The organism is Pseudomonas sp. A, from assembly GCF_056270345.1.
Map to the genome: position 1 here is coordinate 1,515,802 of NZ_CM149873.1, position 21,911 is coordinate 1,537,712.

A 21,911-nucleotide genomic window follows, 5' to 3' on the forward strand; every position below is an offset into this window, starting at 1 on the left:
CGGCCTTGTGCCGCGAAAGGGCCGCAGGGCGGCCCCTGGATTTCCGGGATATCCCTAAACCCTGTGGGCTGCTTTGCAGCCCTTTCGCGGCACAAGGCCGCTCCTACAAGGACCGGGATCGACCCGGCATCTGTTTAGTGGCGGAAGTGGCGCATACCGGTAAACACCATGGCGATACCGGCTTCATCAGCGGCAGCTATCACCTCGGCATCACGCATCGAGCCACCCGGCTGGATCACGGCGCTGATACCCACTTTAGCCGCATTGTCGATGCCGTCGCGGAACGGGAAGAACGCATCCGAGGCCATCACCGCGCCCTGCACCTGCAGGCCGGCGTGTTCGGCCTTGATCGCGGCGATGCGCGCGGAGTTGACGCGGCTCATCTGGCCGGCGCCGACGCCGATGGTCTGGCGGTTCTTGGCGTAGACGATGGCGTTGGACTTGACGAACTTGGCCACTTTCCAGGCGAACACCAGGTCGTGCACTTCCTGCTCGGTCGGCGCGCGCTGGGTGACGATCTTCAGGTCATCGGCAGTGATCATGCCGATATCGCGGCTCTGCACCAGCAGGCCACCGTTGACGCGCTTGAAGTCCCAACCGGCGGCGCGCTCGGCTGGCCATTCGCCGCACTCCAGCAGACGCACGTTCTGCTTGGCAGCCACGACTTCGCGGGCGGCCTGGGAGATTTTCGGGGCGATGATCACTTCGACGAACTGACGCTCGACGATGGCTTTGGCGGTTTCGCCGTCCAGCTCGCGGTTGAAGGCGATGATGCCGCCGAAGGCCGATTCGGTGTCGGTGGCGTAGGCCAGGTCGTAGGCCTTGCGAATACCGCCTTCGTCCTCAGGCACCACGGCCACGCCGCACGGGTTGGCGTGCTTGACGATGACGCAGGCCGGCTTGACGAAGCTCTTCACGCACTCCAGCGCGGCGTCGGTGTCGGCCACGTTGTTGAACGACAGCTCCTTGCCCTGCAGCTGGATGGCGGTGGAGATGCTGGCCTCGCCTTTCTTGGCCTCGACGTAGAACGCCGCGCTCTGGTGCGGGTTCTCGCCGTAGCGCATTTCCTGGGCCTTGACGAACTGGCTGTTGAAAGTGCGCGGGAACTCGCTGCGGTCTTCGGTCGACAGGGTCTGTTTGGCCTGGTCGATGGTGCCCATGTAGTTGGCGATCATGCCGTCGTAGGCGGCGGTGTGCTCGAAGGCCTTGAGCATCAGGTCGAAACGCTGGGCGTAGGTCAGGCCGCCGGCCTTGAGGCCCTCGACGATGCCGGCGTAGTCGCTGGCGTTGACCACGATGGCGACGTCCTTGTGGTTCTTCGCCGCAGAGCGGACCATGGTCGGGCCGCCGATGTCGATGTTCTCGATGGCGGTCGGCAGGTCGCAGCCCGGCTTGCTGATGGTGGCTTCGAACGGGTACAGGTTGACCGCGACCAGGTCGATCGGCTTGATGCCGTGCTCGTTCATGATGGCGTCGTCGGTGCCGCGACGGCCGAGGATGCCGCCGTGGATCTTCGGATGCAGGGTCTTGACCCGGCCGTCCATCATTTCGGCGAAGCCGGTGTAGTCGGCCACTTCCACCGCGTTCACGCCATTGTCCTTGAGCAGCTTGTAGGTGCCGCCGGTGGACAGGATCTCGACACCGAGCTGCTGCAGCTCACGGGCGAATTCGAGGATACCGGTCTTGTCGGAGACGCTGATCAGGGCGCGGCGGATCGGCAGGCGGGTAGTCTGGTCGGTCATTTCAGATTCCATAACGCGGTGGAGTCAGCAAAAAAGGCGCCTTTTTGCATGAGCGCCTTTTCTGGTTGGGGTTCTGGCCTTACAACAGATCGTACTGCTTGAGCTTCTTGCGCAGCGTGCCTCGGTTGAGTCCGAGCATCTCGCTGGCCTTGGTCTGGTTGCCCTTGACGTAGTTCATCACGCATTCGAGCAAGGGCGCCTCGACTTCCGAGAGCACCAGGTTGTACACGTCCGTGACGGTAGCGCCTTCCAGGTGGGCGAAGTAGTTGTGCAGCGCCTTCTCGACGCTGTCGCGCAGGGTCTGGCCCTCCTCGCTCGGCGTGTTCAGGTGCTGCTTGAGGTTGGCGTTGTCGCTCACGGGCGTTGTTCCACTCACTAATGTCTCGGTCATCATCGTCATGCGGCCACCCCTTGTTCGTCCTCTGTCCCAAGGCTCTGTCGACGTTCGGCGAAAAAGGCCTGAACGTTGGCGCACTGCGCTTGTGTGTCTTCCAAAGCGTTGAACCGGCTGCGGAACTCCTTGCCGCCGGGTCGGGTCGCCAGGTACCAGCCCACGTGCTTGCGGGCGATACGCACGCCCATCACATCGCCGTAGAAGGCGTGCAGCGCAGCCAGGTGCTCCAGCAGAATGCGTTCCACTTCGTCCAGCGCCGGTGCGGGCAAATGCTCGCCCGTGCGCAGGAAATGCTCGATCTCGCGGAAAATCCACGGCCGCCCCTGGGCGGCACGGCCGATCAGCAGGCCGTCGGCACCGGTGGCGTGCAGCACCGCCCGGGCCTTTTCCGGCGAGGTGATGTCGCCGTTGGCAAATACCGGGATCGACACCGCCTGCTTGATCGCGGCGATGGTGTCGTACTCGGCGTCACCGGTGTACAGGTCGGCGCGTGTGCGGCCATGCACCGCCAGCGCCTGGATGCCGGCCTGTTCGGCGATCTTCGCCACATTCAGGCCGTTCTTGTTCGCCCGGTCCCAGCCGGTGCGAATCTTCAGCGTCACCGGGACGTCCACGGCGCCGACGACGGCGTGGAGGATCTCGGTGACCAAGGCTTCATCTCTCAATAAAGCAGAGCCTGCGGCCTTGTTGCAGACTTTTTTCGCCGGACAGCCCATGTTGATGTCGATAATCTGGGCGCCGGCTTCGACGTTGGCCCGGGCCGCCTCGGCCATCATCTGCGCGTCGCCGCCGGCGATCTGCACCGAGCGTGGCTCGGGATCGCCTTCGTGGATGCGACGCAGGCTCGACTTGCGGCTGTTCCACAGGCGCATGTCGCTGGAGACCATTTCCGAGACCACCATGCCCGCCCCCAGGCGTTTGCACAGGGTGCGGAAAGGTTGGTCCGTGACGCCGGCCATGGGGGCCAGGATCAGGTTGTTCTGCAGTGTGTAAGGGCCGATGCGTACCGCCGACATAGGTGTTCCCTGTTGTGGGGCCGAATCATTGGAGTTCGAAAAAGGGATGGCATGATACCCGCTCTCGATGACCGGATAAAGATGAATCTGGATAAAATCTGAACAGTTGCGGCGTTATGAAAGATGCCGCGAGTCTCGGAAATTCAACCGTTCAGTTGAACCTGGGGCTGCTTTGCGGCCCGTTCGCGACACCAGCAAGCCCGTAGGGCGGGCTTGCCGCTTGTCGTTTACTCCGGCGAGCGGAAGCTCAGGCTGTAGTTCACCGCCTTCGGCCCCGGGTCGAGGATGTCCAGGGCGATGTGGATCGGTGTCTGGCTGGGCATCTCGCCGCGGCCGGCCAGCTCGCCCGACAGGTACTCGCTGGGCTTGAAGCGGCGGCTGGCGATCAGCTGGCCGTTGAGGTCGGCGAAGCGCAGCTCCAGCAAGGGGAAGGGTTGGGCGAAGGGGGCGCGGTTGTAGATGATCGCGTCGACGATCAGCGCGCCCTTGAAGTCCGGGTGGCTGCGCACCACCAGGTTGCTGCTCTTGATCCGCGAGATGTCCACGCGGGTCGGCACCTGGCAGCCGAACACCGGGCACAGTTGCTGGAACCAGGGGCGGTACTGGTCCTGGCGGGCCATTTCATCGAAGTGGAACCAGACGTACTGGAATGCCAGCAGGGTGGCGGCCAGCAGGGTCAGGAAGCCCCACAGCAGGCGCTTGCCCCAGTTCGGCGCGGGCTTTTCCCAATCCAGCTGCAACGGATCGTCGACCACGTCGACCAGCGGCTCCTTGCGCGTGCGCTCGGGCTTGATCACCAGGCTGGGCTCCAGGCGTTGCCCGGACTGTTCGTCGGGTTCCTCGTCGCGGGCTGAAAGCGGCTCGCTGCGGACCTCGTCATCCAGCGCCGACAGGCCCTTCTCCGGAACTGGCTCGTCGTGGGCGGACAACCGTTCCAACGGCTCGTCGAGGTCGTCGGTCGCTGTCTGGTGGCGCACCGGCGGTTCGTCGTCCAGCTCGAGGTCGGCGCTGCCGAGGGTCGGTTCGGTGCGTTCGTCGGCCGCGGGTTCCAGGTCCAGCGGTTCCTGCTCGACCAGTACCGGCGCTTCCTCGCGCACCTGTACGGGCTCCAGGTCATTATCGGTGGCCGTGCCGAACAGTTCGTCGCCGTGTCCATCGCCAACCTGCTCGTCGCGACGGGCCTGCAGCACGCCCTTCGTCGCGCCGCGCCGGTCACCCGGGCTGCGCCGTTCGAGGCGCGCCAGTTCCTGGTCGAGGTCCAGGGCGTCCAGTTCCTCGGCCGTGACGCTCCAGTTGTCTTCGCCCGGTGCCGGGGTTTCGGCCACCGGCTCGACTGCCGGGGGCAGCGGAGCGATCGCCTGCGCCACGGCAGGCGGTGCCTCGGCGCTGCCCTCGGCGCCGGCGGCGCGGTTCTGCTCCAGCAACTGTTTTGCCGCGTTGAACACCTGCAGGCAATGGCCGCAACGCACCACGCCGCGAGCCACGCTCAACTGGTGATGGGTGACGCGAAAGCTGGTCTGGCAATGCGGGCACTGGGTGACGAAACTGTCGGTCATGCGGCTGTCCGGGGAACTGTGCAGGAAATGAGTCTAGGCGCGCTTAGCGGCGGCGACCACTGATACGTACCCAGCCGTCGCGCACGACGATCGGGTCCAGGTCGAAGTCGGCCGTATAGGCGGCGGCCACTTCCTCGCCTTGTTCGGCGAGGATGCCCGACAGCGCCAGCAGGCCACCGGGGCGCACCAGGCCGGACAGCTGCGGCGCCAGCGAGACCAGCGGGCCGGCCAGGATATTGGCGACCAGCACGTCGGCCTGCATGGCCGGCATCTGCTCGGGCAGGTACAGGTCGAACTTGTCGTCGGCGATGCCGTTGCGCTGGGCGTTGTCACGGGAGGCCTCGATAGCCTGCACGTCGATGTCGGTGCCGACCGCGTGGCGGGCGCCCAGCAGCAGCGCGGCGATGGCGAGGATGCCCGAGCCGCAGCCGAAGTCCAGCACCTGGGTGCCTTGCAGCTGTTGGCCGTCGAGCCACTCCAGGCACAGCGCGGTGGTCGGGTGGGTGCCGGTGCCGAACGCCAGGCCCGGGTCGAGCAGCAGGTTCACCGCGTCCTTTTCCGGGGCTTCGTGCCAGCTCGGCACAATCCACAGGCGCTGGCCGAAGCGCATGGGTTGGAAGTTGTCCATCCAGCTGCGTTCCCAGTCCTGGTCCTCGATCACCTCGGCCTGGTGTTCGGGCAGCTCGGCGCCGGTCAGCAGGCGCAGGTGGGCGAACACCGCTTCTGGCTCGGCATCGGCCTCGAACAGCGCCAGCAGGTGCGTGTGCGACCACAGCGGGGTGGTGTTGAGGTCCGGTTCGAAGATCGGCTGGTCTTCGGCATCCATGAAGGTCACCGAGACGGCACCCACTTCGAGCAGGGCGTCTTCGTAGGTTTCGGCTTGTTCCGGGCTGATGGCCAGGCGTACTTGCAGCCAGGGCATGGCGGGCACCTTTGGTAAATCGACAGGGGCAGCCCGAGGCTGCGCGAAAAGGCCGCCAGTTTACTTGAGTGCGCAGGGTTTGTGCAGGACGTAGTTGTGCCGCTGGCTTTGCGCGGGGCTAGCCCGCTCCCACGGGAGAGAGCGGGGCCGCCCTGCGGTTCAGAGGCTGCGCGCGCGGGTGACCCGGTCGACCAGGTACACCAGGCCGTGATAGTCGATACCGCTGTGGCTCGACAGGCCGATTTCGCAGGTGCGGCTGGTGGAGATTCCTTCGCTGCAATACTGCACGGCGTCCTTCAGGGTACGCAGGGAGTGGGCGTTGAGCTCCGGCGTGGTGAAGCCCTTGTCGCCGGCAAAGCCGCAGCAATGGATGCCCTCGGGGATCACCACCTGCCGGCTGCAGCGGCGCGCCAGGTCGATCAGCGCCTGGCTTTCGCCCAGGTGCTGGGTGCTGCAGGTCACGTGCACCGCCACTGGCTCGTCCTGGGGGGTGAACTCCAACCTGTCGGCCAGGTGGGTGCGGATGAAGCGCACCGGGTCGTACAGGTCCAGCCGCGACTCGCCCAGGTCCTGCACCAGGCGCAGGGTGCAGGGGCTGGTGTCGCAGTAGATCGGGTCGAGGCCGCCGCGGCTGGCGTGCAGCAGGGCGGTGATCAGCTCCTGGCGCTTGTGCTCGGCCTGCTCGGGGTAGCCCTTGGAGGCGAACGGCTGGCCGCAGCACAGGCTGTCGGCGTTGTCCGGGAACACCACCTGGTAGCCGGCCTTCTCCAGCAGGGCGCGGGTCTTGTCCAGCAACGAGCTCTGTTCGCGGTCGGCGTAGGCCGGGCCCATCACCCGCGACACGCAGGCGGCCAGGTAGACGACCCGTGGTCGGGCATCGTGGCTCGGCGCGGGGAAGTCGATGGCGCGCAGTGGCTGCGGCATGGCGGGTGTCCACTGTGGCAGGCGGCCTTTGCTGGCCTTGCTCAGGCTGGCGCTGAGGCGGCTCATGCGTGGGGCGCCGAGCAGCCTGCGCGCGCCATTGGCGGCGGCCAGGGTGAAGCGGGCTCCGCGCAGGGTGGCGTGGAAATGCTCGGCCAGCCAGTCGGCAGCCTTGCCGTGCTCGGCCGCCTGGCCGCGCAATTTCTTCACCAGCTCGCCGGTGTTGATGCCCACCGGGCAGCGCTGGGCGCACAGGCCGGTGGCGGCGCAGGTGTCGATGCCCTGGTACTGGTAGGTGCGCAGCAGTTCGCGGGTGTCGACGCCTGCGCGTTTCTTCGCCTGGATGTCGCGCCACATGACGATGCGCTGGCGGGGGCTCAAGGTCAGCCCTTTCGACGGGCACACCGGCTCGCAAAAGCCGCACTCGATGCACTTGTCGACGATCTCGTCGGCGGCCGGCAGCGGCTTGAGGTTCTTCAGGTGGATGTCCGGATCCTCACTCAGCACCACATCAGGATTGAGGATGCCGTTGGGGTCGAGCAGGCGCTTGAGCTGCCACATCAACTGGTAGGCGTCCTTGCCCCATTCCAGCTCGACGAACGGCGCCATGTTGCGCCCGGTGCCGTGCTCGGCCTTGAGCGAGCCGCCGAACTCCACCGCCACCAGTTGTGCCACGTCATCCATGAACGCCTGGTAGCGCGCCACTTCCTCGGCACTGTTGAAGCCTTGGGTGAAGACGAAGTGCAGGTTGCCTTCCAGGGCGTGGCCGAAAATGATCGCTTCGTCGTAGTGGTGCTTGTCGAACAGCTGGATCAGGCGGTTGACGCCCTCGGCCAGTTGCTCGATGGGGAAGGTGACGTCTTCGATGATCACCGTGGTGCCGGTCTGGCGCACGGCGCCGACGGCGGGGAAGGTGTCCTTGCGGATCTTCCACAGCTGGTTGTACACCGCCGGGTCTTCGCTGAAGGCGACCTGCTGCTCCAGCGGGAACTCGGCGATGGCCGCCATCACCTGGTCGAGCTGTTCGTGCAGCAGGCTCCGGCTGGCGGCACGGGACTCGATCAACAGGGCGCAGGCATTGGCCGACAGGCCCTTCACCCAGGCCGGCATGCCGGGCATATCTTGCACCGAGCGCAGGCTGCGGCGGTCGAGCAGCTCCACGGCGGACACCGGTTGCGGCTTGAGCAGGGTCACCGCCCGGCAGCAGCTTTCGACGCTCGGGAACACCAGCAGCGCGCTGGCCTTGTGCGGATGGTCGGGCACGGTGTCGTAGGTGACGGCGCTGATAAAACCGAGGGTGCCTTCGGAGCCGACCAATAGATGCTGCAGGATGTCGAGCGGCTGGTCGTAATCCACCAGTGCGTTGAGCGACAGCCCGGTCGTGTTCTTCAGTCGGTACTTGTGCCGGATGCGGTCGGCCAGCTCAAGGTTGGCGCGGGTCTCGCGGCCAAGGCGGGCCAGTTCGTCCAGCAGGCCGGTGTGGCTTTGCTCGAACGCGGCGACGCTGGCCGGGTCCTCGCTATCCAGGCGGGTGCCGTCGGCCAGCACCAGGCGCAGGCCGGCGAGGGTGTGGTAGGTGTTCTGCGCGGTGCCGCAGCACATGCCGCTGGCGTTGTTGGCGACGATGCCGCCGATCTTGCAGGCGTTGATCGAGGCCGGGTCGGGGCCGATCTTGCGCCCGTAAGGGGCCAGCCAGGCATTGGCCTGGGCGCCGATCACGCCGGGTTGCAGGCGGATCTGCTCGCCCTGGCGGCGAATCTCCCGGCCATTCCAGTTGTCGCCGAGCACGATCAGTACCGAGTCGCTGATGGCCTGGCCCGACAGGCTGGTGCCGGCGGCGCGGAAGGTCACCGGCACGCGTTCGCGCTGGGCCAGTTTCAGCAACGCGACCACTTCGTCCTCGGACTCCACCCGCACCACCAGCTTGGGAATCAGCCGGTAGAAACTGGCATCGGTACCGAAGGCCAGGGTCGAGGTCGGGTCGTCGAAGCGGCGTTCGGCGGGGATCAGGCGCTCGGCATCACGCAGGAACGCGGCGGGCAGGCTCATGCAGTCTCCTCGCGGGGCCGCGGCGTCTTGTGCGCGGCGTGCCCCGGGCAATCAGGCGTTGGCGGGCGCGCTCAGGCGCCCAGTTCGCGGACCAGCGAGTCGCGGGTGATCTCGCTGATGGACTTGGCGCCGGTCAGCACCATGGCCACGCGCATTTCTTTCTCGAACAACTCCAGCAGGTTCTTCACGCCCGCTTCGCCATGGGTGGCCAGGGCATAAAGGAAGGCGCGGCCGATCAGCACGGTGTCGGCGCCCAGGGCGACCATGCGCACTACGTCGAGGCCACTGCGGATACCGGAGTCGGCGAGGATCTTGATGTCGCCCTTCACCGCGTCGGCGATCGCCGGCAGGGCGCGGGCACTGGACAGCACGCCGTCGAGCTGGCGGCCGCCGTGGTTGGAGACGACGATGCCATCGGCGCCGAACTTGACCGCGTCGCGGGCATCGTCTGCGTCGAGTATGCCCTTGATGATCATCGGGCCGTCCCAGAATTCGCGGATCCACTCCAGGTCTTTCCAGGAGATGGACGGGTCGAAGTTGTTGCCCAGCCAGCCGATGTAGTCGGCCAGGCCCGTGGGGTTGCCACGGTACTTGGAGATGTTGCCAAGATCGTGCGGGCGCCCGAGCAGGCCGACATCCAGCGCCCACTGCGGGTGGGTCATGGCCTGCCACACGCGGCGCAGCGGCGCCTTCGGGCCGCTCATGCCGGAGTGGGCATCGCGGTAGCGGGCGCCGGGTACCGGCATGTCGACGGTGAATACCAGGGTCTTCACGCCGGCCGCTTTTGCGCGCTCCAGGGCGTTGCGCATGAAGCCGCGGTCTTTGAGGACATACAGCTGGAACCACATTGGTCGGTCGATGGCCGGGGCCACTTCCTCGATCGGGCACACCGATACGGTGGACATGGTGAACGGGATGCCATGGGCCGCCGCCGCACGGGCCGCCTGCACTTCGCCGCGACGGGCGTACATGCCGGTGAGGCCGACCGGGGCCAGGGCCACGGGCATGCTCAGGGTCTCGTCGAACAGCCGGGTCTCCAGGCTCAGGTCCGACATGTTCTTCAGCACGCGTTGACGCAGGGCGATGCTGGCCAGGTCCGATACGTTGTGGCGCAGGGTGTGCTCGGCGTAGGCACCGCCGTCGGCGTAGTGGAAGAGGAAGGGGGGCAGCTTGCGTTGGGCCGCGGCGCGATAGTCGGTGGAGGCGGAAATGATCATGGATTCTCGCAGCGTGGGTTGAAGGAGATGCCGGGCGCTGACTGGCGCCCGGCCCCTTTCACTTTAGTGATGAACCAGCATGCCAGTGAGCCAGTAGGCCTGGACCAGGGTGATCAGGCCGACGATGGTGGCGAAGAACAGGCTGTGCTTGACGGTGAAGCGGAACAGGTCGGATTCCTTGCCCACCAGCCCGGTGGCGGCGCAGGCCACGGCGATCGACTGTGGCGAGATCATCTTGCCGGTCACGCCGCCGCTGGTGTTTGCCGCCACCAGCAGGGTGTCGCTGACCCCGATCTGGTGCGCGGTGGTGGCCTGCAGCGAGCTGAACAGGGCGTTGGACGAGGTGTCGGAACCGGTCAGGAATACGCCCAGCCAGCCCAGGAACGGCGAGAAGAACGGGAACGCGGCGCCCGTGCCGGCCAGCACCAGGGCCATGGTCGAGGACATGCCCGAGTAGTTGGTGACGAAGGCGAAGGCCAGCACCATGCCGATCGACAGGATAGGCCAGCGCAGTTCCCAGAAGGTCTCTTTAAATGTGGTCAGACCAGTTTTGAAGTTGATCTTCAACACCCACATCGAGATCAGCGCCGAGAGGAAGATCGCCGTGCCGGTGGCGGAAATCGGGTCGAGCTTGAACACCGCCGGCATGGCGGTCGGCGCGGTGACGATCGGCGCGGTCTTGATCACCAGCTGGTCGAGGTGCGGGATGGCGAAGTTGAACACGAAGTTGTACATCGCCCCGCCTGGGGCGAAGGCCGCCTTGAACGGTTTCAGGGTCCAGATGGTGACCAGCACGGTCAGGATCAGGAACGGCGACCAGGCCTTGAAGATCTCGCCGAAGCTGTACGGCGAAGGCTGGCTGCCGCCCGATTGCACGACGGCGGCGCCGACGCTGCCCTTGGCTTCGGCGAACGAGCGCTTGGGCTGCCAGACCTTGAGGAACAGGGTCAGGGCGATCAGGCTGGCCAGGGCCGAGGTGATGTCCGGCAGCTCCGGGCCGATGAAGTTGGAGGTGAAGTACTGGGTGACGGCGAAGCTCAGGCCGGCAACCAGGGCGGCGGGCCAGGTCTCCTTCACGCCGCGCACGCCGTCCATCATGAACACCAGCCAGAACGGCACGAACAGCGACAGCAGCGGCAGCTGGCGGCCGGTCATGGCGCCGATGTGGAAGGCGTCGATGCCGGTCACTTGCCCGGCGACGATGATCGGGATGCCCAGGGCGCCGAAGGCCACCGGCGCGGTGTTGGCGATCAGGCACAGGCCGGCGGCGTACAGCGGGTTGAAGCCCAGGCCCACCAGCAGTGCGGCGGTGATGGCCACCGGTGCGCCGAAACCGGCCGCACCTTCGAGGAAGGCACCGAAGCAGAAGCCGATCAGCAGCACTTGCAGGCGCTGGTCGTCGGTGATCGACAGCACCGAGCTGCGAATCACCTCGAACTGGCCGCTCTTGACCGTGAGTTTGTAGAGGAACACCGCGGCGACGATGATCCAGGCAATCGGCCACAGGCCGTAGAGGAAGCCATAGCCCGCGGCAGCCAGGGCCATGTCGACAGGCATCTGGAAGGCGAAGATTGCCACCAGTATCGACAGCGCGAGGGTGATGCTGCCGGCGACGTGGCCCTTGAGGCGGAACACGGCGAGGGCGAGGAAGAAGAACACGATGGGGATGACCGCCGCCAGCGCGGACAGGCCGAGGCTACCAAGCGGGGTATAGAGTTGTTGCCAGGTTTGCATATGGGGTGGCCCCTAATTGTTGTTGGTCAAGGCACTGGCATTGGATAATTGGTAAGACCAATTTACAATGGCTGGGCGCTAGGTTAAGAGCCTGATTAGGGGTGTGTCAATTTGTCCTACACAAAACTTTGGTCGAGCTCCGATGAGCGGCTGTTTGGATGAGTGTTGTCGGAGCGACTATGCATTCGGGTTTTCTGCGGCTGTTTTGGCCTGTGTAGGAGCGGCCTCGTGCCGCGAACGGGCCGCAAGGTGGCCCTCGCGTGGTGGAACATCTGTCGCCACGCTGCGGATAAGCGCAGAATAAGCGCCCCCGAAATCGGTGCCGGGGCACGTGGAGAGCAAGCAATGGTTTTTGATCAGGTCCGCCAGCGGCGCCTGTCCGACGACATCGTTGATCGGTTGGAAGGGATGATTCTCGAAGGTACCCTCACTTCGGGTCAGCGCCTGCCGGCAGAACGCGTTCTGGCCGAGCAGTTCGGCGTGTCCCGTCCGTCGCTGCGCGAGGCGATCCAGAAGCTGGTGGCCAAGGGGTTGCTGGTCAGTCGCCAGGGCGGCGGCAACTACGTGGCCGAAGCCTTGGGCTCCACCTTCAGCGATCCGCTGTTGCAACTGCTGGAGCGCAATCCGGAGGCCCAGCGCGACCTGCTGGAGTTCCGTCATACGTTGGAGGCGTCATGCGCCTACTACGCGGCCCAGCGCGCCACCGAGCCTGATCGCGAGCGGTTGAAGACGGCGTTCGACGCGCTGCAGGACTGCTACAACCGTGTCGGTGAGGTGGATCGGGCGCAGGAAGGCGCGGCCGATGCACGCTTCCATCTGGCGATTGCCGAAGCCAGCCATAACGCCGTGCTGCTGCATACCATCCGCGGCTTGTTCGACCTGCTCAAGCGCAACGTGGTGACCAACATCGGCGGCATGTACCAGCAGCGCACGGAGACCCGCGACATGCTGATCAGTCAGCATCGCGAGTTGTACCTGGCGATTGTCGAGGGGCGGGCGGACGATGCGCGGGAGGTGTCTAGCCGACACATCCTGTATGTGCAGGAGGTGCTGCAAGAGGCGCAGCAGGAGGCCCAGCGGGTGGCGCGGGCGGAGCGGCGCAGCGGGCGGTAGGTCGTTGTGGTGGCATTCGCGGGTAAACCCGCGAAGCAGGCGCCGCAATGCGAAAGGCGGCTTACTCTTCCTTGCCCTTGTTGCGCATCGTGCGCTGCAGCTCGCGGTTGGAGTCGCGCTCGCGCACGGTGTCGCGCTTGTCGAACTCTTTCTTGCCCTTGCCGAGCGCGATCTCGCACTTGATCAGGTGCTTGCTCCAGTACAGCGACATCGCCACGCAGGTGTAACCCTTCTGCGCCACGGCCGCTTCCAGGCGCTCCAGCTCGCGCTTGTTCAGCAGCAGCTTGCGGGTGCGGATCGGGTCGGCGATGACGTGGGTGCTGGCGGTGTTCAGCGGTGTGATGTGGCTGCCGAACAGCCAGGCTTCGCCATCCTTGAGCAGCACGTAGCTGTCGGTCAGGTGCGCCTTGCCGGCCCGCAGGCTCTTTACTTCCCAGCCGGACAGGACCAGCCCGGCCTCGAACTTGTGTTCGATGAAGTAATCGTGTCGCGCCTTCTTGTTCTGCGCGATGGTCCCGGTCGGATGTTTCTTTTGCTTAGCCATAGGGGCCGCATTATAGGGAGAGTCCGCGTCCTCGGCTACGGGGTTTAGGTGCGCTTGAGCCAGTTGTGTGAATCCCGGACAATACAGGCCTCGTTCTGCTGTGCAGAACCGTATTCGAGGCGCTGCGACGCGCCGCCGCCCAGATTGGAAGTGACGCCTGGATGACTACCCATATTCAACGCTCCGCCCTGCTGCCGTTCCCTGCCCAGGCGCTCTACGACCTGGTCAACGATGTGGCCAGCTACCCGGAGTTCTTGCCCTGGTGCTCGGCTTCCACCGTGCTCGAGGCCAGCGACACGCACATGCGCGCCAAGCTGGAAGTGGCCAAGGGCGGCATGAGCCAGCAGTTCACCACGCGCAATGTGCTGGTGCCGGGGCAGTCGATCGAAATGAACCTGGAAGATGGGCCGTTTACCCAGCTGCATGGCCTGTGGGTGTTCAAGCCGCTGGGCGAGAAGGCCTGCAAGATCAGCCTCGACCTGTCGTTCGACTACGCCGGCGCCCTGGTGCGGGCGACCCTGGGGCCGCTGTTCAATCAGGCGGCCAATACCATGGTTGATGCGTTTTGCCAGCGTGCCAAGCAGCTTAATGGCTGAGTAGTGCTGATGGCCTGATCCAAGGGCTTTTCGACAGCGCAATAAAAAGCCCGGACTGGATCCGGGCTTTTTAGTGTCGGCGCAATTACTGCGGCGAGGTTTCCAGCGGTGCTGGCGTCGGGACCGGGGTGGTCTCGATGTTGTCGATTTCTTTCTGCAGCGTGTCTTCCAGCGAGCCTGGCTTGGCCGGCTTCTCGGGCTGGCTCGGCTGTTTGTCCGGGCTGACCGTGGTGTCGCCGCTGCCGCCGAGGATTTCCTGGTCGCGGCTGACGCCCGGCATGAAGTCGCCGGAGAGGTTGACCAGTTGGTCGTTCTCGTTGAAGAAGATGCTCATGCGCTCTTGCTGGCGCTGGCCGCCGCCGGGCTGCAGGCTGTACAGGTAGTCCCAGCGGTTGGTGTGGAAAGTGTCCTGCAGCAGCGGGTTGCCCATGATAAACCTTACTTGTCGGCGGGTCATTCCCGGGCGCAATTGGTCTATCATATCCTGCGTGACGACATTGCCCTGCTGGATGTCGATTTTGTAAACCCCGGGAAACGAGCAACCGGCGAGTGCGAGCAGTCCCACTAGGGTGAGGCTGGTTAGCAAGAGCTTGGTGTTTTGCATCGGTGGGCGACTTCCACTATCTTGGCTGGACAACGTAAACCCCGATCATACCCGTATTAAGAGAAGCTGCGAAGCAGCATCGGCGAGAAAGCTGACCATGGTTGAAAATAGCGAATTGCGCAAAGCGGGCCTCAAGGTAACCCTGCCTCGAGTCAAGATTCTTCAGATGCTCGACTCGGCCGAGCAACGTCACATGAGTGCCGAGGATGTCTACAAGGCGCTGATGGAAGCTGGCGAGGATGTCGGCCTGGCGACCGTGTACCGCGTACTGACCCAATTCGAAGCGGCGGGCCTGGTGGAGCGCCACAACTTTGATGGCGGCCACGCGGTGTTCGAGCTGGCGGATGGCAAGCACCACGATCACATGGTCAACGTGGACAGCGGTGAAGTCATTGAATTCTTCGATGCCGAAATCGAGAAACGCCAGAAGGAGATCGTTGCCGAACATGGCTTCGAGCTGGTGGACCACAATCTGGTTCTGTATGTGCGTAAAAAGAAGTAACGATTCAGATCGTTATTGATGACAAAGGCGACCTCCGGGTCGCCTTTGTGCTTTCAGAGCTGTAATGCGAATCCCCTTGTAGGAGCGGCCTTGCCGAGGCGTCGGACCGGCCGGAAAGGGGCGCGCAGCGGCCCCGGGATCTCTGCATGACTTAGAATCGCAGGGGCCGCTACGCAGCCCTTTCGCGGCACAAGGCCGCTCCTACAGGGGGGGGCGCAGGCTCAGGCCTTGCTGCTCACCACCATCTTGCGCGCATGGGCCAGCGATTCCTTGGTCAGGTCGATCCCGCCCAGCATCCGCGCCACTTCCTCGACCCGCTCGCGCTTGCCCAGGCTGGCCACGGCGGTGTGCGTGGTGTCGCTGTTGCGCACCTTGTGCACGAACAGGTGGTGATGGCCCTGCGCGGCCACCTGGGGCAGGTGGGTCACGGTCAGTACCTGGCCGCGCTCGCCGAGACGACGCAGCAGTTGGCCGACGATTTCCGCGGTCGGGCCGCCGATCCCCACGTCCACTTCGTCGAATACCAGGGTGGGAATGCGCGAGGTCTGCGCGGTGATCACCTGGATCGCCAGGCTGATACGCGACAGCTCGCCGCCCGAGGCGACCTTGGCCAGGCCCTTGAGTGGCTGGCCGGGGTTGGCGCTGACCAGTAGTTCGATCTGCTCCAGGCCATGGGGCGAGAGGTCGCCGTTGTCGAAGGGCGTGAGCTCGATGCAGAAACGTCCGCCGGGCATGCCCAGGCGCTGGATTTCCTGCTCGACGGCGGTGGCCAGCTGCTTGGCGGCCTGCTGGCGCAGCGCGCTCAGCTCGCCGGCCTTCTCTTTATAGTGCTGGGCGTAGGCGGCCAGCTCCTCGCCCAGGCGCTCGATCGACTCGTCGCTGGCGTTTAGCCCTTCCAGCTCCACCATCAGGCGCTGCTGCAGGTTCGGCAGCTCGGTGGGGTGTACGCGGTGCTTGCGGGCGAGGGTATAGATAGTATCCAGGCGCCCTTCCAGAGCCTGCAGGCGCATCGGGTCGGCGTCGAAGTTGTCGAGGAACCGGTTGAGCTCGCCGACGGCTTCCTCCACCTGGATCTGTGCGCTGGCGATCAGGTTGACCGCCTCGCCCAGTGCCTTGGGGCCGTTGACGACCGCGGTGAGCCGGTTGAGGCTGACGGTCAGGGCGCTCAGCACGTTGCCCGAGTCGCTTTCGCTGCACTGGTCGATGACCTGGCGGCAGATGCCGAACAGCGCCTCGGCGTTGGTCAGGTTCTTGTGCTCCTGCTCCAGCTGTTCCAGTTCGTTCTCGCCAAGGCCGAGGTTGTCGAGTTCTTCCAGCTGATAGCTGAGCAACTGATGACGCGCCCGTTGCTCATCGCCGGAATTGCTCAGGCGCTCCAGTTCCTGGCGCGTCTGGTTCCAGCGCTTGGCGGCCAGCTGGACCTGGCGGGCCAGGTCGCTGGCGCCGGCGTACTCGTCCACCAGGCGGCGGTGGGTGTCGGTCTTCAACAGCGACTGGTGTTCGTGCTGGCTGTGGATGTCGATCAGCAGCTCGCCCAGGGCCTTGAGGTCGCCCAGTGGGCAGGGGGTGCCGTTGATGTAGCCACGGCTGCGGCCCTCGGCGGTGATCACCCGGCGCAGGATGCACGGGCCGTCGCTATCCAGGTCGCGCTCGGCTAGCCAGGCGTGCGCCTCGGGGATGTCGACCAGGTCGAAGGTAGCAAGGATGTCGGCCTTGTCGGTGCCCGGGCGCACCACGCCGCTATCGGCGCGATCGCCCAGGGCCAGGCCGAGGGCGTCGAGCATGATCGACTTGCCGGCCCCGGTCTCGCCGGTGATGACGGACATGCCACGGGCGACCTCGAGGTCGAGGTGTTCGACGATGGCGTAGTTGTGAATGGACAGGTGCACCAGCATGGGGCGGCTCCCGAAGGGTCGTGTCTGGATATTTATACAGTGCTTTTCGCGAGTCTGCCAATAGCCGGTCGACGAATGTGGAAAAGCACCTTCCCCCTTGAACCTGGTTTTTCCGACCCCATATAGCCGGCAAGACATGGCGAGCCTGGCTCGCACGACAGAAATCGTGGAGGAGAAACCCAATGGCTGACGAACAGCTGGATGAGAAGAACCTGAATTCCGAAGAAGCAGGCACCGCGAATGCCGATGCCCGCGTACTGGAGCTCGAGGAGCAGCTGGCCGCCGCCAAGGACCAGTCCCTGCGCGCTGCCGCCGACCTGCAGAACATCCGCCGCCGTGCCGAGCAGGATGTCGAGAAGGCCCACAAGTTCGCCCTGGAGAAGTTCGCCGGCGACCTGCTGCCGATCATCGACAGCCTGGAGCGTGGCCTGGAGCTGTCCAGCGCCGACGACGAAACCATCAAGCCGATGCGCGAAGGCATCGAGCTGACCCTGAAGATGTTCCAGGACACCCTCAAGCGCTACAACCTCGAGACCATCGAGCCGCACGGCCAGCCATTCAACGCCGAGCACCACCAGGCGATGGCCATGCAGGAAAGCGCCGATGTCGAGCCGAACAGCGTGCTGAACGTGTTCCAGAAGGGCTACCTGCTCAACGGTCGTCTGCTGCGCCCTGCCATGGTGGTGGTCAGCAAGGCGCCGAGCGCCCCGCAGCCTTCGATCAACGAAAAGGCTTGAAATCTTTCCGGACACCCCCATCTAGGTGTCAAGCCTTCAAGTATTAGTGCAGTTGGCCAAAGCAGTCGCTGCTACCAAATTCAAGTTTCGGGAGAATCAACATGGGTAAAATCATCGGTATCGACCTGGGGACCACCAACTCCTGCGTCTCCGTGCTGGAAAACGGCACCGCCAAGGTCATCGAGAACGCCGAAGGCGCGCGCACCACGCCTTCGATCATCGCCTACGCCAACGACGGCGAGATCCTGGTCGGCCAGTCGGCCAAGCGCCAGGCGGTCACCAACCCGCACAACACCCTGTTCGCTGTGAAGCGCCTGATCGGCCGCCGTTTCGAAGAAGATGTCGTGCAGAAAGACATCAAGCTGGTGCCTTACAAGATCGTCAAGGCCAACAACGGTGACGCCTGGGTCGAGGCCGCCGACAAGCAGATGGCTCCGCCGCAGATCAGCGCCGAAGTCCTGAAAAAGATGAAGAAGACCGCCGAAGACTACCTCGGCGAGCCGGTCACCGAAGCGGTCATCACCGTGCCGGCCTACTTCAACGACAGCCAGCGCCAGGCGACCAAGGACGCCGGCCGCATCGCTGGCCTGGACGTAAAACGTATCATCAACGAACCGACCGCCGCCGCGCTGGCCTACGGCATGGACAAGGGCAAGGGCGACCACACCGTCATCGTCTATGACCTGGGTGGTGGTACCTTCGACGTATCGGTCATCGAAATCGCCGAAGTCGACGGTGAGCACCAGTTCGAAGTACTGGCCACCAACGGCGACACCTTCCTGGGTGGCGAAGACTTCGACATGCGCCTGATCGACTACCTCGTCGACGAGTTCAAGAAAGAGTCCGGCATGGACCTGAAGAACGATCCCCTGGCCCTGCAGCGTCTGAAAGAAGCTGCTGAAAAAGCCAAGATCGAGCTGTCCTCCGCTCAGTCGACCGACGTCAACCTGCCGTACATCACTGCAGATGCGACAGGTCCGAAGCACCTGAACGTGAAGATCTCCCGCGCCAAGCTCGAGTCTCTGGTCGAAGACCTGGTCAACCGTACCATCGAGCCATGCCGCATCGCCCTGAAGGACGCCGGCATCGATGCCAGCAAGATCGACGACGTGATCCTGGTCGGCGGCCAGACCCGTATGCCGATGGTGCAGAAGGCTGTTGCCGACTTCTTCGGTAAAGAAGCGCGCAAGGACGTCAACCCGGACGAAGCCGTCGCCATGGGTGCCGCCATCCAGGGCGCCGTTCTGGCCGGTGACGTCAAGGACGTACTGCTGCTGGACGTCAGTCCGCTGACCCTGGGTATCGAAACCATGGGTGGCGTGATGACCGCGCTGATCGAGAAGAACACCACCATCCCGACCAAGAAGTCGCAGGTGTTCTCGACCGCCGACGACAACCAGGGCGCCGTGACCATCCACGTGCTGCAGGGCGAGCGCAAGCAAGCTTCGCAGAACAAGTCGCTGGGCAAGTTCGACCTGGCTGACATTCCGCCAGCACCGCGCGGCGTACCGCAGATCGAAGTGACCTTCGACATCGACGCCAACGGCATCCTGCACGTAGGTGCCAAGGACAAGGCTACTGGCAAGGCGCAGTCGATCGTGATCAAGGCCAACTCCGGCCTGTCCGACGAAGAAATCGAGAAAATGGTGCGTGATGCCGAGGCCAACGCCGAGGAAGACCGCAAGTTCGAAGAGCTGGCCGCCGCCCGTAACCAGGGTGACGCGCTGGTCCACTCGACCCGCAAGATGGTCACTGAAGCCGGTGACAAGGTCACCGCTGAAGAGAAGGCCGCCATCGAGGCCGCCGTGGTCGCCCTGGAAGCCGCCGTCAAAGGCGACGACAAGGCCGCCATCGACGCCAAGGTCGAGGAGCTGTCCAAGGTCTCGGCGCCAGTCGCTCAGAAGATGTACGCCGAGCAGCAGGCCGAGCAACCGCAGGGCGGCGCCCAGCAGGCCGAGCCGGAAGCCAAGCACGATGACGTGGTTGACGCCGAGTTCGAAGAAGTGAAAGACAACAACAAGCAGTAATTCCTGCATGTTGTCGGCCGGTTCACCGTCGTTTGATGGTGAACTGGTAGGATGTCGCCGCGCGGGAGCTTGCTCCCGCGTTGGCGTGTCTGGAACACGAGAATTATTTACGGCATCTGTCACGGCGTATTCGCCTATGACGACAGGTGCTGGTGGCATGGCGCACGATGCGCCGAGGTATGCCGAACGCCCCCAAGAGTGCATATGACCTATGGCAAAGCGTGATTTTTATGAGGTCCTGGGTGTCGAGCGTGGCGCCAGCGAAGGTGATCTCAAGAAGGCCTACCGCCGTCTGGCGATGAAGTACCACCCGGACCGCAACCCGGGCGACAAGGAGTCGGAAGACCTGTTCAAGGAGGCCAACGAGGCCTACGAAGTGCTGTCCGATGCCAGCAAGCGCGCGGCATACGACCAGTATGGCCACGCCGGCGTCGACCCGAGCATGGGTGGCGGCGGTGCCGGTTTCGGTGGCGCCAACTTCTCCGACATCTTCGGTGATGTCTTCAGCGATTTCTTCGGCGGCGGCCGCGGTGGCGGTCGTGGCGGTGTCCAGCGCGGCAGCGACCTGCGCTACACCCTCGAGCTCAACCTCGAAGAGGCGGTGCGCGGTACCACGGTCAACATCCGTGTGCCTACGCTGGTCAACTGCAAGCCGTGCGACGGCTCTGGCGCCAAGAAGGGCTCGACGCCGTCGACCTGTCCGACCTGTGGCGGCATCGGCCAGGTGCGCATGCAGCAGGGCTTCTTCGCCGTGCAGCAGACCTGCCCGCGTTGCCACGGCCAGGGCAAGATCATCACCGACCCTTGCGGCTCGTGCCATGGCGAAGGCCGTGTCGAGGAATACAAGACCCTGTCGGTCAAGGTGCCGGCCGGTGTCGACACCGGTGATCGCATTCGTCTGTCTGGCGAAGGCGAGGCGGGCGCCCATGGCGGCCCTGCCGGTGACCTCTATGTGGTCGTCAATGTGCGCGAGCACCCGATCTTCCAGCGCGACGGCAAGCACCTCTACTGCGAAGTGCCGATCAGCTACACCGACGCCGCCCTGGGTGGCGAGCTGGAAGTGCCGACCCTCGACGGTCGCGTGAAGCTGAAGATTCCCGAAGGCACCCAGACTGGCAAGCAGTTCCGTCTGCGCGGCAAGGGTGTGGCGCCGGTGCGCGGTGGCGCGGCGGGCGACCTGCTGTGCCGCGTGGCGGTGGAGACGCCGGTCAACCTCAGCCGCCGTCAGCGCGAGCTGCTCGAGGAGCTGCGTGATTCCCTCGAGGGTGACAGCTCCCATTCGCCCAAGGCCAGTGGCTGGTTCGAGGGCGTGAAGCGCTTCTTCGGCGATCTCTGAGAAGGAACAGGCTATGCGACGTATTGCAGTGATGGGCGCCGCCGGGCGCATGGGCAAGGTGCTGATCGAGGCCGTGCAGCAGCAGGCGCCGAAGGCCGGCCTGACCGCGGCCATCCATCGTCCTGACAGCTCCCTGGTCGGTGCCGACGCGGGTGAGCTGGCCGGGCTGGGGCGCATCGGCGTGACCATCTCTGACGACCTGGCCAAGGTCGTCGATGAGTTCGATGTGCTGATCGATTTCACCCATCCGTCGGTGACCCTGAAGAACCTGGCGTTCTGTCGCAAGGCGGGCAAGGCCATGGTCATCGGTACCACCGGCTTCAGTGCCGAGGAGAAGGCGTTGCTGGTCGAGGCAGGCAAGGAGATCCCGATCGTCTTCGCCGCCAACTTCAGCGTGGGTGTCAATCTCAGTCTCAAGTTGCTGGACATGGCGGCACGGGTGCTGGGTGATGACGTGGATATCGAGATCATCGAGGCCCACCATCGGCACAAGGTCGATGCGCCGTCGGGGACCGCGCTGCGCATGGGTGAAGTGGTTGCCAATGCGCTGGGGCGTGACCTGCGGGAAGTGGCGGTATATGGCCGTGAAGGCCAGACAGGCGCCCGTGACCGCAAGACCATCGGCTTCGCCACTGTGCGTGCCGGTGATGTGGTCGGTGATCACACCGTGCTGTTCGCCGCTGAAGGCGAGCGCCTGGAAATCACCCACAAGGCCTCGAGCCGCATGACCTTCGCCAAGGGTGCGGTGCGCGCGGCGCTGTGGCTGGATGGGCGTGAGCCTGCGCTGTATGACATGCAGGATGTGCTCGCGCTGCATTGACACCGTCCCCTGTAGGAGCGGCCTTGTGCCGCGAAAGGGGCGCGCAGCGGCCCCAGGATCTCTGAACCATTCAGAATTGCCGGGGCCGCTGCGCAGCCCTTTCGCGGCACAAGGCCGCTCCTACACGCTCGGGGCTGCTGCAATGTCCCCTCTGTCGCAATCCTGCGTTTTAGAGACACATTCCCG

Annotated in this window: 18 protein-coding genes; 7 read left to right on the top strand and 11 right to left on the bottom strand. The window is 64.7% G+C overall.

What is annotated here, in order from left to right:
• Positions 1–134 precede the first annotated feature (134 nt).
• The 8 genes from purH to AC0MAZ_RS06885 form a co-directional block, all read right to left on the bottom strand.
• A complete protein-coding gene (gene purH / locus AC0MAZ_RS06850; protein WP_203648107.1) occupies positions 135–1,742 on the bottom strand; it encodes a bifunctional phosphoribosylaminoimidazolecarboxamide formyltransferase/IMP cyclohydrolase in 1,608 nt (535 codons plus the stop codon).
• Positions 1,743–1,821: 79 nt separating this feature from the next.
• Complete coding sequence (fis, locus tag AC0MAZ_RS06855; protein ID WP_011535876.1) at positions 1,822–2,142, bottom strand: DNA-binding transcriptional regulator Fis; 321 nt, start codon at positions 2,140–2,142, stop codon at positions 1,822–1,824.
• Positions 2,139–3,152, bottom strand: coding sequence for a tRNA dihydrouridine synthase DusB (dusB, locus tag AC0MAZ_RS06860; RefSeq protein ID WP_050707006.1), 1,014 nt, complete (start codon positions 3,150–3,152; stop codon positions 2,139–2,141). The genes fis and dusB overlap by 4 nt, the downstream gene beginning before the upstream one ends.
• Positions 3,153–3,379: 227 nt before the next feature.
• Positions 3,380–4,708 (bottom strand): DUF3426 domain-containing protein, encoded by a 1,329-nt coding sequence (locus AC0MAZ_RS06865; protein ID WP_475860755.1) that lies wholly within the window; start codon positions 4,706–4,708, stop codon positions 3,380–3,382.
• Positions 4,709–4,751: 43 nt separating this feature from the next.
• Complete coding sequence (prmA, locus tag AC0MAZ_RS06870) at positions 4,752–5,630, bottom strand: 50S ribosomal protein L11 methyltransferase (protein ID WP_203648105.1); 879 nt, start codon at positions 5,628–5,630, stop codon at positions 4,752–4,754.
• A gap of 159 nt (positions 5,631–5,789) precedes the next feature.
• Positions 5,790–8,600 (bottom strand): FAD-binding and (Fe-S)-binding domain-containing protein, encoded by a 2,811-nt coding sequence (locus AC0MAZ_RS06875; RefSeq protein WP_475860756.1) that lies wholly within the window; start codon positions 8,598–8,600, stop codon positions 5,790–5,792.
• A 71-nt stretch (positions 8,601–8,671) separates the two neighbouring features.
• Positions 8,672–9,817, bottom strand: a complete 1,146-nt coding sequence (gene lldD, locus AC0MAZ_RS06880) for an FMN-dependent L-lactate dehydrogenase LldD (RefSeq protein WP_203648103.1) — start codon at positions 9,815–9,817, stop codon at positions 8,672–8,674.
• Positions 9,818–9,880: 63 nt separating this feature from the next.
• Positions 9,881–11,551, bottom strand: coding sequence for a lactate permease LctP family transporter (locus AC0MAZ_RS06885; RefSeq protein ID WP_203648102.1), 1,671 nt, complete (start codon positions 11,549–11,551; stop codon positions 9,881–9,883).
• Positions 11,552–11,896: 345 nt separating this feature from the next.
• On the opposite strand from AC0MAZ_RS06885, the gene AC0MAZ_RS06890 reads away from it, so the two are divergent.
• Positions 11,897–12,664 (top strand): FCD domain-containing protein, encoded by a 768-nt coding sequence (locus AC0MAZ_RS06890; protein WP_050707001.1) that lies wholly within the window; start codon positions 11,897–11,899, stop codon positions 12,662–12,664.
• 61 nt (positions 12,665–12,725) lie between these two features.
• Here the strand turns inward: AC0MAZ_RS06890 and smpB are convergent, their stop codons facing one another.
• Positions 12,726–13,208 (bottom strand): SsrA-binding protein SmpB, encoded by a 483-nt coding sequence (gene smpB, locus AC0MAZ_RS06895; protein ID WP_023629355.1) that lies wholly within the window; start codon positions 13,206–13,208, stop codon positions 12,726–12,728.
• 161 nt (positions 13,209–13,369) lie between these two features.
• Between smpB and AC0MAZ_RS06900 the strand changes: the two genes are divergently transcribed.
• Positions 13,370–13,804, top strand: a complete 435-nt coding sequence (locus AC0MAZ_RS06900) for a type II toxin-antitoxin system RatA family toxin (protein WP_203648101.1) — start codon at positions 13,370–13,372, stop codon at positions 13,802–13,804.
• Positions 13,805–13,889: 85 nt separating this feature from the next.
• On the opposite strand, the gene AC0MAZ_RS06905 is transcribed toward AC0MAZ_RS06900, so the two are convergent.
• Complete coding sequence (locus AC0MAZ_RS06905; protein ID WP_203648100.1) at positions 13,890–14,408, bottom strand: outer membrane protein assembly factor BamE; 519 nt, start codon at positions 14,406–14,408, stop codon at positions 13,890–13,892.
• Positions 14,409–14,505: 97 nt separating this feature from the next.
• On the opposite strand from AC0MAZ_RS06905, the gene fur reads away from it, so the two are divergent.
• Positions 14,506–14,910 carry a ferric iron uptake transcriptional regulator gene (fur, locus tag AC0MAZ_RS06910; RefSeq protein ID WP_028691268.1) on the top strand — a complete coding sequence of 135 codons (405 nt, stop codon included), beginning with the start codon at positions 14,506–14,508 and terminating at the stop codon, positions 14,908–14,910.
• Between the two features lie 221 nt (positions 14,911–15,131).
• Here the strand turns inward: fur and recN are convergent, their stop codons facing one another.
• Entirely contained in the window at positions 15,132–16,805 is a 1,674-nt protein-coding gene (gene recN, locus AC0MAZ_RS06915; protein WP_475860757.1) for a DNA repair protein RecN, read from the bottom strand.
• Positions 16,806–16,987: 182 nt separating this feature from the next.
• Between recN and grpE the strand changes: the two genes are divergently transcribed.
• The 4 genes from grpE (at position 16,988) to dapB (ending at position 21,725) form a co-directional block, all read left to right on the top strand.
• The gene (gene grpE / locus AC0MAZ_RS06920) at positions 16,988–17,542 is read left to right on the top strand and encodes a nucleotide exchange factor GrpE (protein ID WP_475860758.1); all 555 of its coding nucleotides are present in this window, start codon (positions 16,988–16,990) and stop codon (positions 17,540–17,542) included.
• Positions 17,543–17,643: 101 nt separating this feature from the next.
• The gene (gene dnaK / locus AC0MAZ_RS06925) at positions 17,644–19,569 is read left to right on the top strand and encodes a molecular chaperone DnaK (protein ID WP_475860759.1); all 1,926 of its coding nucleotides are present in this window, start codon (positions 17,644–17,646) and stop codon (positions 19,567–19,569) included.
• A 211-nt stretch (positions 19,570–19,780) separates the two neighbouring features.
• Positions 19,781–20,905, top strand: coding sequence for a molecular chaperone DnaJ (gene dnaJ / locus AC0MAZ_RS06930; RefSeq protein WP_050706995.1), 1,125 nt, complete (start codon positions 19,781–19,783; stop codon positions 20,903–20,905).
• A gap of 13 nt (positions 20,906–20,918) precedes the next feature.
• Positions 20,919–21,725: a 4-hydroxy-tetrahydrodipicolinate reductase gene (gene dapB, locus AC0MAZ_RS06935; protein ID WP_475860760.1), complete on the top strand. Its 807-nt coding sequence runs from the start codon at positions 20,919–20,921 to the stop codon at positions 21,723–21,725.
• Positions 21,726–21,911 lie beyond the last annotated feature (186 nt).

What these genes read in the sequence shown, in the direction of transcription:
- dnaJ (WP_050706995.1), top strand. Translation starts at nt 19,781, where the DNA reads ATGGCAAAGCGTGATTTTTATGAGGTCCTGGGTGTCGAGCGTGGCGCC.
- lldD (WP_203648103.1), bottom strand. Translation starts at nt 9,817, where the DNA reads ATGATCATTTCCGCCTCCACCGACTATCGCGCCGCGGCCCAACGCAAG.
- fur (WP_028691268.1), top strand. Translation starts at nt 14,506, where the DNA reads ATGGTTGAAAATAGCGAATTGCGCAAAGCGGGCCTCAAGGTAACCCTG.
- dusB (WP_050707006.1), bottom strand. Translation starts at nt 3,152, where the DNA reads ATGTCGGCGGTACGCATCGGCCCTTACACACTGCAGAACAACCTGATC.
- dapB (WP_475860760.1), top strand. Translation starts at nt 20,919, where the DNA reads ATGCGACGTATTGCAGTGATGGGCGCCGCCGGGCGCATGGGCAAGGTG.
- AC0MAZ_RS06865 (WP_475860755.1), bottom strand. Translation starts at nt 4,708, where the DNA reads ATGACCGACAGTTTCGTCACCCAGTGCCCGCATTGCCAGACCAGCTTT.
- AC0MAZ_RS06900 (WP_203648101.1), top strand. Translation starts at nt 13,370, where the DNA reads ATGACTACCCATATTCAACGCTCCGCCCTGCTGCCGTTCCCTGCCCAG.
- recN (WP_475860757.1), bottom strand. Translation starts at nt 16,805, where the DNA reads ATGCTGGTGCACCTGTCCATTCACAACTACGCCATCGTCGAACACCTC.
- AC0MAZ_RS06905 (WP_203648100.1), bottom strand. Translation starts at nt 14,408, where the DNA reads ATGCAAAACACCAAGCTCTTGCTAACCAGCCTCACCCTAGTGGGACTG.
- prmA (WP_203648105.1), bottom strand. Translation starts at nt 5,630, where the DNA reads ATGCCCTGGCTGCAAGTACGCCTGGCCATCAGCCCGGAACAAGCCGAA.
- purH (WP_203648107.1), bottom strand. Translation starts at nt 1,742, where the DNA reads ATGACCGACCAGACTACCCGCCTGCCGATCCGCCGCGCCCTGATCAGC.
- dnaK (WP_475860759.1), top strand. Translation starts at nt 17,644, where the DNA reads ATGGGTAAAATCATCGGTATCGACCTGGGGACCACCAACTCCTGCGTC.
- grpE (WP_475860758.1), top strand. Translation starts at nt 16,988, where the DNA reads ATGGCTGACGAACAGCTGGATGAGAAGAACCTGAATTCCGAAGAAGCA.
- smpB (WP_023629355.1), bottom strand. Translation starts at nt 13,208, where the DNA reads ATGGCTAAGCAAAAGAAACATCCGACCGGGACCATCGCGCAGAACAAG.
- fis (WP_011535876.1), bottom strand. Translation starts at nt 2,142, where the DNA reads ATGACGATGATGACCGAGACATTAGTGAGTGGAACAACGCCCGTGAGC.
- AC0MAZ_RS06890 (WP_050707001.1), top strand. Translation starts at nt 11,897, where the DNA reads ATGGTTTTTGATCAGGTCCGCCAGCGGCGCCTGTCCGACGACATCGTT.
- AC0MAZ_RS06875 (WP_475860756.1), bottom strand. Translation starts at nt 8,600, where the DNA reads ATGAGCCTGCCCGCCGCGTTCCTGCGTGATGCCGAGCGCCTGATCCCC.
- AC0MAZ_RS06885 (WP_203648102.1), bottom strand. Translation starts at nt 11,551, where the DNA reads ATGCAAACCTGGCAACAACTCTATACCCCGCTTGGTAGCCTCGGCCTG.